At 63.4% G+C, this 12,993-nt stretch carries 10 protein-coding genes; 3 read left to right on the top strand and 7 right to left on the bottom strand.

Features of this window, described 5'->3' with window-relative positions; all coding sequences use genetic code 11:
* Nucleotides 1–43 precede the first annotated feature (43 nt).
* Nucleotides 44–838 carry a hypothetical protein gene (locus ACZYZ7_RS12115; RefSeq protein WP_463740984.1) on the top strand — a complete coding sequence of 265 codons (795 nt, stop codon included), beginning with the start codon at nucleotides 44–46 and terminating at the stop codon, nucleotides 836–838.
* A gap of 108 nt (nucleotides 839–946) precedes the next feature.
* Here ACZYZ7_RS12115 and ACZYZ7_RS12120 read toward each other — a convergent pair whose 3' ends face one another.
* On the bottom strand, nucleotides 947–1,297 hold the full coding sequence (locus ACZYZ7_RS12120; RefSeq protein ID WP_463740985.1) for a hypothetical protein: 351 nt from the start codon (nucleotides 1,295–1,297) through the stop codon (nucleotides 947–949).
* A gap of 680 nt (nucleotides 1,298–1,977) precedes the next feature.
* Between ACZYZ7_RS12120 and ACZYZ7_RS12125 the strand changes: the two genes are divergently transcribed.
* Entirely contained in the window at nucleotides 1,978–2,271 is a 294-nt protein-coding gene (locus ACZYZ7_RS12125) for a hypothetical protein (RefSeq protein WP_463740986.1), read from the top strand.
* Between the two features lie 205 nt (nucleotides 2,272–2,476).
* Here the strand turns inward: ACZYZ7_RS12125 and ACZYZ7_RS12130 are convergent, their stop codons facing one another.
* Genes ACZYZ7_RS12130 through ACZYZ7_RS12140 form a run of 3 tightly spaced genes read right to left on the bottom strand, consistent with a single transcriptional unit; the run spans nucleotide 2,477 to nucleotide 5,213 of the window.
* A complete protein-coding gene (locus ACZYZ7_RS12130; protein WP_463740987.1) occupies nucleotides 2,477–3,676 on the bottom strand; it encodes a hypothetical protein in 1,200 nt (399 codons plus the stop codon).
* Between the two features lie 10 nt (nucleotides 3,677–3,686).
* Nucleotides 3,687–4,883: a glycoside hydrolase family 19 protein gene (locus ACZYZ7_RS12135; protein ID WP_463740988.1), complete on the bottom strand. Its 1,197-nt coding sequence runs from the start codon at nucleotides 4,881–4,883 to the stop codon at nucleotides 3,687–3,689.
* Nucleotides 4,884–5,213, bottom strand: a complete 330-nt coding sequence (locus ACZYZ7_RS12140) for a WXG100 family type VII secretion target (protein WP_463740989.1) — start codon at nucleotides 5,211–5,213, stop codon at nucleotides 4,884–4,886. It abuts the gene before it with no gap.
* Between the two features lie 205 nt (nucleotides 5,214–5,418).
* On the opposite strand from ACZYZ7_RS12140, the gene ACZYZ7_RS12145 reads away from it, so the two are divergent.
* Nucleotides 5,419–8,520, top strand: a complete 3,102-nt coding sequence (locus ACZYZ7_RS12145; protein WP_463740990.1) for a DEAD/DEAH box helicase — start codon at nucleotides 5,419–5,421, stop codon at nucleotides 8,518–8,520.
* Nucleotides 8,521–8,966: 446 nt separating this feature from the next.
* Here the strand turns inward: ACZYZ7_RS12145 and ACZYZ7_RS12150 are convergent, their stop codons facing one another.
* The 3 genes from ACZYZ7_RS12150 to ACZYZ7_RS12160 form a co-directional block, all read right to left on the bottom strand.
* Nucleotides 8,967–10,055 (bottom strand): AAA family ATPase, encoded by a 1,089-nt coding sequence (locus ACZYZ7_RS12150; RefSeq protein WP_463740991.1) that lies wholly within the window; start codon nucleotides 10,053–10,055, stop codon nucleotides 8,967–8,969.
* Nucleotides 10,052–10,711, bottom strand: a complete 660-nt coding sequence (gene pnuC / locus ACZYZ7_RS12155) for a nicotinamide riboside transporter PnuC (RefSeq protein ID WP_463740992.1) — start codon at nucleotides 10,709–10,711, stop codon at nucleotides 10,052–10,054. The genes ACZYZ7_RS12150 and pnuC overlap by 4 nt, the downstream gene beginning before the upstream one ends.
* A gap of 242 nt (nucleotides 10,712–10,953) precedes the next feature.
* On the bottom strand, nucleotides 10,954–12,927 hold the full coding sequence (locus ACZYZ7_RS12160; protein WP_463740993.1) for an OPT family oligopeptide transporter: 1,974 nt from the start codon (nucleotides 12,925–12,927) through the stop codon (nucleotides 10,954–10,956).
* Between the last annotated feature and the right edge of the window lie 66 nt (nucleotides 12,928–12,993).

Raw genomic sequence — 12,993 nt, forward strand, 5'->3', positions numbered from 1 at the left:
ACGGGCATCAATCAGGTTTCGACAGCACCGGGGGAATCGTCGTATGACTGACAAGTCCGTGGTAGCGCGGTGGCGCGTCGGTTTCATGGCCCGAGCACTGTGCGTGCTGGCGGCGAGTCTCACGTTGGTCGGGGTGGGTTCGGATTCGCGGGCTTTCGCCGACCCGTCCCCGGGCGCAGATTCGCTCGCCTCCTTCTGCGAAGACAACGGCGGCACCTGGGATCAGGCCGGTGGCGTCTGCACGCGCACGGTCACCAACGCTCGCAAGATCGCTGTGGAACTGTCCGCCAAATACCCCGAGGACCTGCTGAACGACCAGACCGCGGGACCACCGCTGAAAGAGTTTGTGCGCGAATTCTTCACGAGGTTCGGCGACCCGGACGACGGCCTGGTCCGAAATGGACAGGCGGACTTGACCTACCAGACATTCGAACATGCGCCAGGAATCCGGTCCGTTGTGTTCAGCATCTTCTGGTACCTCGGCGGAGCGCACCCGAACGATGAGATCACCACCTTCACCTTCGACTTGCAGCGCGGCAAGCAGCTCGCCCTCGCGGACTTGTTCTGTCGGGGCATCGACCCGCTGACCGCCTTGCCTCCGCTGGCGCGCCCGTACGTGAAACGTGCAGTGACCCAAGATGTTGACATCGCCCAATTCGATCCCGGGCACAGATACAACTACACCGACGACTACCGAGCGTGGTACCTCGACGGGTCCGACCTCGTGCTGGTCATGCCGGCCGCCCGCTCCGGTCCTGCGCGGGCCGGGCTATGGCAGCCGCATATCCCGTTGGCGGAGTTGAATTCCATTCTGCGCGAGGGTAGTTGTGCGGTTTGACGGGTCGCCAACATGGCGCTCAAGGCACGTCACCCGGCGATCGGGCGACGCACATCCAGCTGGGCAAGGTCGGCCGCGATACGTCGCTTGCAGGGCGGCCCGCTGGGCTTAGGACGGATCCGCGTACCGGCGGGGTTCGGCAGCTGGGAGGTCTACGTCCTGCTGTATTTCGGCAGCTGGAATCGAGGCCGGGTTGTGTCGGTAGGCCACAGGAATGTCGGACACGGACTCCGGCAGGCCATCACACTGATCACTGCGCCAGCGGATGATGTCCGGATCCTTGCCCGGTTCCGGCGAGAGTGGTTCTGACCATCCCTCCTCGAAATCGAACAGGTAGTAGTACAGCGACGGATTGTCGGCGTCGACCCAGGGGCCGGAGTCGACGAGGGATTCTCTGGTGTCGCGGGCCAAGCCCCACGTGATGTCCAACGGCGGCGTTTGATACACCACGTACATCATCGGACCATCGGTCCACGCGTGGGAAACGCGAAACACACGATGTCCCGGCAGGTCGTGCCCTCTGCGTCTTCCATTCTGAACGGCGATGTGGTGCAGTAGTTTTCGCAGCACGTCAGTGGCGAATTCGTGTGCTGCGCCAGCGGGATCAGTTGATGGGCACATTGTGTTTACCCAGGGAGAGGCTCAAGGCCTGTTGGTCCGATCTCCACTACTCCGATCCCTCCTGCGCGCGGGTACATCATGATCAATCCTGTCAGTCACCCATCCGGAATATCAGCAGTTGCGTTGGTGACATGTTCACCGTGTGCTTGAGCGTCCCGCGATTGGGCGAACTGCGTTCGAACCGATAAACAATTGTCAGCCGTCCGCTACACGGGCAGTTGAGTGGTCGGGTGCTGGGTGGCTGCCATCCACAAAGCGACATCGATCCGTCTGAGCAGGCTGACATGGGCGGCTCGGCTCGGCAGGCTGCTGCGATGGCGAACTTGCGGGTGGGATCGGACAGCTCATCGTGCAGGGACAGCCAGAACCGGCCGTGCATCGTGTGCAGATTCCGCGCGGAGGATCTTCAGGGCGACGGTCCGGCCCTTGTCAGTGTCGACGGCCTCGTATGGCTAGCGTTGGTGCTATGGCTGACGCTCGCGAGTCTGCGTGGGGTGCCGCGGCGTGGGGTGGATAGAGTGACGGGTGATGAAATCGACATCAATGAAGCGATCACTCTGTTTTTGAAACACTATCCCGGCAGAAACGATGCTCAGTTCGCTTCACACTTTGGCCCGACTGTAGTTGACGTGGCCAAGGCCCGAGTTCGAGCGATACTCGATGAGGCGATCAGGATCGATCCTGACTGGAACTCGTTGAGCCTCAGCGAAGCCGGTTGCTATGTTCAGTCGGTGATGCACGGTCGTCATCCCGAACTCTCTGGGAAGTCTCTTGAATGCATCGGCAACTACTTCACATATCTAGTGCGTTGATTCGATCGTCCTGACGCGCGTAGCGGCAGTCTGTTCGTGCGGGATGTTTGATGCGACGCATCGTCAAGTTTTTTGACCGTTTTGCGACGCACATATCGCACAGCGCATTGGCATTGGAAGCTCGATTCGGGACTCGGATTGCCCGTGGCGGGTCCGCGCGCGACCGTGGCGATGGACCGGTTTCGGGGCAGTCCGGGCCCACGCCTCATGGCGCATTGCTTGACGGGATCGCCGCGATGGCGGTGACGCCATCGGCCACATGAATCCGACGGCCGTCGGCACCGAGGATGGTCAGCGCCCCGTGCGGGGGTTCGTAAGGCTTCTGGTTCGGCGCTGGTTCAACTACCGCCATTCGGTCACCTGAAAGCCGGAGCGCGTAGACGGCGGGGCCGGAGGTGTCGAGCTTCGACCAGCGCCCGGCCCGGTAGGTCCAAACCGACGGCGGTGGGGGAGAAGGTTGTTGGATCGAATCGGTCGCACACGACCATTGCTGATAGTTGGCGTAGAGCGTTCCGTCGGTACCCCACCAGGCCTTGCTGACTCTGAAGGACTGTGGTCCGTCGCCTGGCTCAGCGGGATGGATCTGGGTTTTCTGGCCGGAGGCGGTGTCTATGAGATCAAGCGGCACATTGTCGCAGTACGCGGATTCTCCTCTCAAATCAGCACTACTGCTGACCACCGCGTGCTTGCCATCGGGGCTAATCGCACCCCACACGTCGCTTTCATGACCGAAACCCGCGTATTGGCCTAGGTTCTCGGTTGTTCCGTCTAGCTTCGCGAGAAATAGGGTTTGTGGATGTTCCCAGCCCCGCGGGTTCGCCGGGCTCCCAGGACTAAAATCGAAGAACAGGTACTGACCCGATGTGGCATCCAAGAAGTAGGAGTACGGCTGGGTTTGCGCCTGGGCGCTGTGGGGCCACGCGAGTTGCACGCGCCCGAGTATCTGCGGTTGCGGGTCCCTTACAGCGAGATCGACCGCTGAGATGGCGGCGTGCTCGGTCTTTCCCGCTTCGGCCCCGCTTGGACTGCCTGCGTCGAGTCGGCCGACCAGGCTGGCACCCAACGGATAGTTGACGCATGGGGATGCACATGGAGTTTCGCTGCGCTCCAAACTTCGTGTATCGATCGTCGACAGCGATGTGCCGTCCGAAGCATAGATGTACCGTCCGTCTTTGGTGAGCTGCACACTCTCAGAAGAGTTGCCCCTGCGGCCAATCGGGAGTTGCGCAACAACGGCACCGTCACGTGCTAGACCCACTGTCTGCTCGGTTTGGAATACCAACCCGTCGTGGTCTTGGGTGCTAGCGGGCTCCGAATCAGCAGTCTGCCGTTGGCACGCGACAAGTCCGGCGACAGTAAGCAAGGCCGGCAGCGCGGCGCTCAGCAGACGTGGCAGGTAGCTCATCGGTGACCTTCTAATGTGCATATCCGGTGTGGGTCTCTTCAGGATGCTGCGGATACGGGCCAATCGGCGGTGCTCCCATCACTGACCTTGCGACGACGTAGAAGTCATCCCTAGCTTTCCATCCCGCCATGCCTCCGTTGATGGTGTTCGACATGCCGTCGAATCCAGTGCCCGCCCCTGGTACGCACTGGGCAAACTGTTCACCGTTTGTGCCTGTGGCGTATTCACCGGAGAACTCCACTGATCCCCAGCCGCCGTCGCCAAGCGTGTCCATGGCGCTGCTGTTCTCGGTGACAAACCATGCGGCTATGCGGAAGGCATATTTTGGATCACTCGCGAGGCTTGGGTCGTCCAGGAGCGGGATTCCGAACTTCTGAGCCGCCGCTTCGTAATTCGAGCGACCCGTGAGCTGGATGGGTCCTCGGCCGATACTGAAATCAGAGGCGGGCGAGTTCTCGCTCCACTGCGTCAGTCCGCCGGTCTCGGCGGCCAACTGAGCTAGGAACGCTGCCTTCTTTACTGGAGTGTCGATTCCGAATTCTTGCATCGCCTGGCTCAGAAGCGGTGCGTACCGTTCTGCCTCGGCTTGTGAGAGGGGATGTCCTTCCGAGGTCATGATCTGTAGTAATTGTTCGGTAGTAACCCCTGGGGTACTGGGCGCTTGCTGGGTTCCTGGTATCGGTCGGCCATCCTGATCGAGCTGTTCATCGCCCACTGCGGCTCGGATGGCTGAGGCGAGCTCTTCGTCGACGCGGTTGGCATCAGCCATGATCTCGGAGACCGTTAGGCCGTTGCCTGTCTTGGCTTGGGCCGCTAGAACTTTGCGGGTGTTCGGGTCGCTCTCGTATCCGGACTGAGCGGTGAGGGTGCCGTCGTCGGCGACGTTGATGTGGTTTTTGTTCAGGAAGCTGACTGCTGCCCGCATCCTGATCTGCACGCTATCGACGTCGTGTTCGGCACGCGCGATCGCCTTGGCCACACGCGCGGACTCGCGTCCATCGGCCTCAATGTCGGCCCGCCGTTTTCCCATGGACTGGTGGAAAGCTTCGCCGGCCGTTCCACCCCATTCACCGACAGTGTTGTGTACACGTTTGAGGTTCTCGCCGAAGTCGGTGAAGGTGCCTTCTCGATCCTTGGCAATGCGAAACGCGTCGAAGATAGCGTCGGAGTCCCACGCCAGTATCGTGGGGACCCTTAGCTGCGCCATTCACAGCCCCATGCTGGTGGGCAAGTTGGGATCGGAAGCAACGGTGATGAATTCAGCGGATGCACCGTCGGCGTTGCGATAAGCATGTCCGGCAGTCGACATGCGTTCCCCGAGTTCATGGGTGTGCTTCAGATGTTCAGAATGACGTGCCTGCCAGCGCTCAGCCAACTCTGACAGGGCTGCCGCGGACGCCCCGACCCATCCGGATACGGCGTCTGTCAATCCGTTGTCGTGGCTGGTCATTCTCTGGAAGGCGTCATGCGCGTGGTCGACCGTGGCCTTGCCAGACTGGGCTAGAAGGTGCGGATCTACCCGCAGCGGTTCACTCATCGATATCCCCCCGGTTATCTATGGCCGCAAACTGTACGATCGTGTTCAACTTGCCGCTCAGCGACAATCAGTTATCCACTGGTCGGCCGCTGGCCGCAGACTAACGCCCTTTCCTGTGGGTTCCTTGGGAGTTTGGTGGTCGGCGGGCTCAGTCAGAGGCGGCAACATTCCCGACGATGTCCCCACGCCGCGCTAACCTCCCGGCGTGGACGTTGGACTGTACGAATCCTTGCTCACTGCGCGACTCAACACCGCCCTGGCGGGACGTCCCGATCTGCAGCCAGATCTCGGCACCGTTGACGACGCCGAGCAAGCGCTGGTTATTGCTCGGCATCTCACGCCGCTCATCGAACGGTCGCTGAAGGCTGCTGGCAACGCTGAGGCGCGGGCGGAGCGGCTGCGCAACATTCTTGAGGTGCTCGGTGATCCCGATGCGCAGCAGGAAGTCCTGTATCAAGATGATCCGGCGAAGATCCGTCGGCTGGACGCCGTCAGTCCGAAAACCCTCGGCTCGCTCCAACTTCCACGCCCGGCGACTCCACTGTCTGATGCTGCCCTGATGACCAATGCTCGCAAGGAACCTACGCTCGCGGCCGAACTACGGGTCGAGCTCGCTAGTGCGGATCATGTCGACCTGCTGTGTGCGTTCGTGAAGTGGGAGGGTTTGCGGCTGCTGGAACGGGAGCTCACTGAGCTTCGTGAGCGCGGTGTGCGGCTGAGAGTCATCACCACGACTTACTTGGGTGCCACCGACGCGCGTGCATTGGACCGGTTGGTCAATGACTTCGGCGCCGAGGTACGGGTCAACTACGAAACCGACCGCACCCGGCTGCATGCCAAGGCGTGGCTGTTGAGGCGCAACACCGGCTTCCACACTGCCTACGTCGGGTCGTCCAATCTGTCGCGCGCCGCCCTGGTCGACGGGCTGGAATGGAACGTCCGACTATCCGCGGTCTCGACGCCGCACCTGTTGGAGAAGTTCCGCGCGACCTTCGACTCGTACTGGGAGAACCGCGAATTCGAGCTCTACGGCCCGGCTGAGGATTCCGAGAAACTGAAACTGGCGCTGGAGATTGCCTCCGGCAAGAAAAAGCGTGATTCGCTGACCATCCCGCTGTCTGGGCTGGAGGTGACGGCCAAGCCCTATCAAGCCGAGATGCTTGAACAACTCGACGCCGAACGCGTACTACACGACCGGCACCGCAATCTGATCGTCGCCGCTACCGGCACCGGGAAGACCGTGATCGCCGCGCTGGACTACCGCCGGTTGGTCCGCGAGGTACATGGCCGGGATCTGACGCTGCTCTTCGTAGCGCATCGCAAGGAGATTCTGCAGCAGGCTCAGCGGATGTACCAGGAGGTACTCACCGACGCGGGGTTCGGTGAGTTGCTGGTTGACGGCGATCAACCGACCCGTTGGCGTCACGTATTCGCCAGCATCCAATCCCTCACCGCAGAAAGGCTTTCCACGATTGAGCCGGACCGTTTCGACATCGTGGTGATCGACGAGTTCCACCACGCCCAAGCCGCGTCCTACCGCCGACTTCTTGAGCACATCGCACCGATGGAACTGCTCGGGCTCACTGCGACCCCAGAGCGTGGTGACGGCATCGACGTGCGAGCGTTCTTCGGAGGGCGCGTGGCCGCGGAGCTGCGGCTCTGGGATGCGCTCGAGCAGAACCTGCTGTGTCCGTTCCACTACTTCGGCGTCCACGACGGCACCGACCTGGAGGCCTTGCAGTGGAAACGCGGTCGTTATGATCCGGCCGAGCTGAGCGGCCTGTACACCGCCAGTGATGCCCGCACGCGCGTCGTCCTGAAAGAACTGCGGGACAAGGTCGCCGACGTGGGCGACATGCGGGCGCTCGGGTTCTGTGTTGATATTGCGCACGCGGACTACATGTCGAGGAAATTTGTCGAGGCTGGCATCCCAGCGCGGGCAGTTTCGGGTGAAACAGCGACGGAGGAGCGGCGTGCGGCATTGAGGGCGCTGCGCAATCGCGAGATAAACGTGCTGTTCGCAGTCGACCTGTTCAACGAGGGCCTCGACATCCCCGAAGTCGATACGGTGCTGTTCCTGCGCCCGACCGAGAGCGCGACGGTGTTCCTCCAGCAGTTGGGCCGCGGGCTCCGCCTGACTCATGGCAAGACCGTGTTGACGGCACTCGACTTTGTGGGGCATCAACGCAAGGAGTTCCGGTTCGATCAGCGGTTCCGAGGATTGACCGGGCTGGGGCGCAAGCAGCTGGAAAGGCAAGTCAAGGAAGGGTTCCCATTCCTACCGGCCGGCAGTCAGATCGTGCTGGACGAGGTGGCGCGGGACCTCGTATTGAACAACGTGCGCCAACAGACCTCGCCGAAGAAGGCCGCCCTGATCGCTGAGGTGCGGGCGCACCCCAATGCCCGGCTGGCTTCATACCTGGAGGAGTCCGGTCGTGCCTTGGACGACATCCTGCGTAACGATCGGTCGTGGACGACACTCTGCCGCGACGCCGGGAAGTTGGGGGCGCAATCCGGCCCCCGGGAAACTGAGCTGATCAAACGCGTGAAGGCGCTGGCACACGTGGATGACCGCCGGCGGTCGGACGCGTACCGGGCGCTGCTGGCCGGCGCGCATGCCGGCGCCTCCTTGGCCGAACAACGGTTGGCAGCGATGCTGTTCTACTCGCTGTTTCCGAACAGTGGCGGGTTCGACAGTGTCACGGCAGGACTTGAGCTACTGCGCAGCGAGGACGTAGCCGATGAGATGCGCCAGGTCGTTGATATCGCCTTCGATGCTGCGCACCGCAGCACAGTGGCGTTGGGCGAGCTAGTGCCAGAGTTGGTCGAGGTGCCTCTAGCGCTCCACGGGAGCTACTCGCGCGAGGAAATCCTCGCAGCATTGGGCTGGGCGTCGGAGAAGAACAAGCCCAGCACGATGCAGGCGGGAGTGGCATGGTGCGCGGCAGTCAATGCTGATGCGTTCCTGATCACGCTGAAGAAGTCGGATACGGACTACTCCCCGACGACGATGTACCGCGACTTCGCGCTAAGCCCGGAGTTGTTCCACTGGGAGTCGCAATCCACGACGTCGGCGGCGTCGCCCACGGGGCAGCGCTACATCCACCATCGCGAGCGCGGATCTCACGTTCTGTTGTTCGTGCGGGAGACGAAGCAGTCCGCGCTGGGTGATGGCGCGCCGTACATCTTCCTCGGGCCGGCTGACTACGTGACCCACGAAGGGGAGCGGCCGATGGCAATCACTTGGCGTTTGCGTCAGGCAATGCCGATGGAGGTCTACCTGGGGGCGCGGGCCGCGGTGGCGTAGAGCCTTCGAATGTGGCCCCCGCGATATGCGCCTACTCTGCTGCCATTGGGTTCACGGTGAGGAGTCGGGGGCATGGCGGGTCTGCGAAAGTGCCATTGCTGAGTATCGCCGCTGACGGAGCAGATTCGGTTGTGGCTGACCGTCCTTATTGCCGGCGCTTGTGGCTCTCGACTGCAAGCGCGATAGTGTTTGCCTGGTCGAAAGCGAGGCAATCGCCGTCGCTTTTGTGGACGGCGACTACCAGTTTGGTGGCGATCTCGCCAGGCGTCTTGCCGCAAAGGTTCTCCGGAGCAGGCATACGGCGTGTCCTCTCCGAGCTCCACGCCGACAACTCCGTCGTGACGGTGTCAAGCCCGGCGGTAGGCCACGGACGACGCACCCGCCGGCCGTGTACGGCGGCTAAGGAGTGGATTTAGAACCGTCGAACGCGCCACCATTAGGCGCACCTATGTCGTCCCCTCAAACCCCGGCCCCCGCAACGGTTCCCCGAACCGTGCCCGCAGCTCCAACAGCGGTTCGATCGTGCGGACGGCAATATCCAGCCGCTCCTCCAACGTCCCCGTCAACAGCACCCATGAGTGCCCGGCTGCCGTGAGCGCGTCGGCGAACCACCCGGTCATCGCCGCGCGGATGGCCAGATCACCTTCCCGCATCCCGTCGTCGTCCCATGGCACACCCTCATGGTCGGTGAGCAGGTACACCGCCCGCGGCGGGACCGCCGTCCAAGGTCCGCCGGACGCGTCATCGAGGTAGCGGCGCTTCCAGACGCCAGTCGCGAAGGCGTCGGTGTCACAGATCAAGATGGGCGAGCCGGTTCGTGCCGCCTGTTCTTCGAGTCGGGTCTGCTCGGGACCGATGACATCGAAATCATGCCCATCCCACTGCAGTTCGGTGATGTCGACCTCGGGATTCGCCGCCCACTTGAGTTCCGTGTACTCGCGGCCGTACTCGGGCACACATTGCGTCGCGGCCCACGCTCCGCCGCGCACGGCATAGTGCTGGGTGAGTCGTTGGGCCACCGTTGTGGTTCCGGTCGATTCGGCGCCCAGTACGACGACGCGCGTGGTCAATCCCGCCCGGGTCGCCGGCGCCAATTCATGCCATTGGCCGGCGAGGTCGTGTCGTACCGCGGTGCTGCTGCCGGTACGGCCGGTCCTGACGGCGGTCGCGCCGAACCACTGGGCGAGCTCGTCGACATAGTCGTCACCGCTGAACACCGCATCGATGTCCGGTGCAGCGCCGGAGGCGTGCACGCCGGCGCGCATGGCGGCGACCTGCGCCGCCCACACCCGTTGGTCGGTCACGTCGACCGGTGCATCACAAGGGATTCCGGCGATCCGCACGTTCACGTCGGCAGCGTGCTCCTCGCGGAGCCACGCCATCCGGTCGGCCAGCGGAATCGTCTCGACCGCCGCAGCCATCACCAGCACGGTGAACCGGTCGCAGCGCGCCGCGGCCGCCCGGATCGCCTCATGATGCCCAATCCGCGGCGGATAGAACTTGCCGATCATCAGGCCGTGCCGGAACTCGGTCATCGCACCGCGCTGTCTGCGGGCAGCGCCGCGTCGGTCGGTTCCAACTCGCGTGCCCAAGCACGCAGACCGGCGATGCACAGGCCGAGGAACAACAGGTATACCGCCGCGGTAAGGATGAGCCCCTGACTGAGATAGAGCGGGATGAAGATGCAGTCGGCGGCGATCCAGAAGTACCAGGTCTCGATCCGTCGGGTGTTGAGCAGCCATTGGGCGACCAGCGACAGGCACGTCGTCACCGCGTCCAGGAACGGCGCCGCATCATGCGCCGCAGTCAGGATGACGTACAGAACCCAGGTGCCGAGCACCAAGAACACCGCGCACCAAGCCAACTCGACCCGACCGCATCGACGCACCACGGTGGTTCCAGTGTCTGCCCGACCTTTCAGCCACTGCCACCAGCCGGCGAAACCCAGCGCGATGTAGAGCACCTGCAGGCCGGAGGCGGCCCACAGACTGGCCGAGGTGAACAGCACGAGGAAGAACGCGTTGTTGGCGATCCCGACCGGGAAATTGAAGATGTTGCGCCGGACCGTCAGCGCGACGCACAGGCCACCCGTGACAAAACCGAGGAACTCGGCCCAACTGACCGCGTCGTTGCCGATCGTGAAGAGCGCACTGTTGAGCGGCTCCACCATCCGGGCCAGCCAGTCGATCATCTGGCACAGCCTATTAGCTACGTCGTCGCGCCCGGCCGCGTGCGTCCCGCCCCGGCACGGCGCTAGTCCAACAACGCGACAAGCCCTGAATGGTCCGTCTCGCCGGCTTCGTAGCTGGCCCTAACTCGGACTAACGCACTCACTAATCCGAGTTAGGTGGCACAAGTCGGATTAAGGGTAGCCGGAGTGTCCGGTTGTTCCCAGGTTACAGGCAGCCGTCTGCGCCTGGGGAGGCCCGAACCTCAGCTCTTGACCAGTTCGCGCGCCGAAATCTTCTGCGTCCGCTTGTACAGCCACATGAGCACCGCCGCGAACCCGATCACCCCGAGAACTTCGGCGAACGTCCCGTCATTGCCGGTGAAGATCGCGAACGGATCGTCGCTTCCGGTGCCGGCGACGAACCCGGCGAACACCACGCCGTAGAGGCTCTCGCCGACGATCATGCCCGTGGCCAGCAGCACCCCGAGCCGCTTCTTGCGCTCGACGTTGCCGCCGGTGCGGTCAGCCCACTTGTTGTAGAAGTAACCCAGCAGGGAGCCGAGCGGGATGATCAGGGTCAGGCTCATCGGCAGGTACATGCCCATCCCGACGGCCAGCGGTGGCAGGGAGAATCGGGTTGTCCGGGTGAGGATCTCGTCGACGATGACGATCCCGACGCCGATCGCCGCGCCCAACCCGATCAAGGACCAGTCCAGGGATCCGCCGAATACGCCTTTGGCCAGTGAGGAGATCAGGGCGGCCTGCGGCGCGGCCAGGGCGTGGTCGGTGGCCCCCGGTGCGCCCAGGAATCCGAATGCGCGTTGCATCAGGTCGAGCACCGGCGGAATGATCGCCGAACCGAACAACACGCCAATCACCAACGCCACCTGCTGTTTCCACGGGGTGGCCCCGACGAGCTGGCCGGTCTTGAGGTCTTGCAGGTTGTCGTTGGAGATGGTGGCCACCCCGAAGGTGATGGCCGCGACGAACAGGGTGAAGGCCACCAGGGCGAGGGACCCGTCATCGGTGGTCGGGCCGTACACCAGCTTGATCAGCAGTGCGGCGATGAGCACCGTGAGGATGCCGACGCCGGAGATGGGGCTGTTTGACGAGCCGATCAGGCCAGCCATGTAGCCGCACACCGCGGCGATCACCAGGCCGATCACGAAGATGAACACCACGCTCGCCACGATGATCCCGGTCGAGCTGCCGTGCAGCACGGTGCTATGGCTGAAATCCCACAGCAGCACGGCAATTGGAATCAGCATCGCCACCACGATGCCCACCACGATGGGGAACGGGATGTCGCGTTGGGTGATGTCGACGAGCTGGCCCTGCCGGCGGTCACGCGCCGAGGCCAGCGCCTCGGTGATGCCCTTGATGATCGGGCGCAGGATCTTCAGCAGCGTCCACACCGCGGCCACCGCAATCGCCCCGGCGCCGATGAACCGGACTTCGTGGACGAACACCCCGTCGATGACATCGGCCACGGACTCGTCGGTCCCGAACGTCCCGATGGTGCGGATCGGCAGCAGCACTCCGAACGAGATGACCAGCCCGACGAGCATCGCAAATCCGACGGTCATCCCGATCAGATGCCCCACCCCGACCAATGCCAGCGACAGGCTGGCCCCGAACATCGAGCCGCCGGCCCCGACCCGGAAGTACGCCGCCACGTAATTGGCGAGCACCTTGAGATTGGCCAGTAGCGCGAACCCGGCCGACACCAGCGCGCCGAACGCGATGACCCGGATCCCGACGCGGTTCTCTTCGACGCCGCCGCTGCTGTCGCCGACCTTGAGCACCTCGGCAGCGGCCACCCCTTCGGGGTAGGGGAGATCCGAGCCGGTCACCAGGGCCCGGCGCAGCGGGATGGAGTACATCACGCCGAGGATCCCGCCGACCGCGCATACCGCCACAGTGATCCAGTACGGGAACCCGGTCCACCAGCCGATCATGATCAGCCCGGGCAGCACGAAGATGATCGCCGAGAGCGTGCCCGCCGCCGAGGCGATGGTCTGCACGATGTTGTTCTCCACGATGGAGTGGTTGGCGAAGTTGCGCAGCAGCGCCATCGAGATCACCGCGGCCGGGATCGCGGTGGCGAACGTCAGGCCGACTTTGAGGCCGAGGTAGACGTTGGCCGCGGTGAACACCAGCGTGATCGCCCCGCCGAGCAGGATCCCGCGGAGGGTCAGTTCGCGCAGCGTCGGTGTGGTGGGTTCTGCGACAGCCAACTCGGCGTCCTCTCGGTTGAAGTTGCTGACTAACGGTAGGCGCTGAGTCGCGGTGTCGCGGGATGA

This window comes from Mycobacterium sp. IDUB_17 (genome assembly GCF_055419465.1).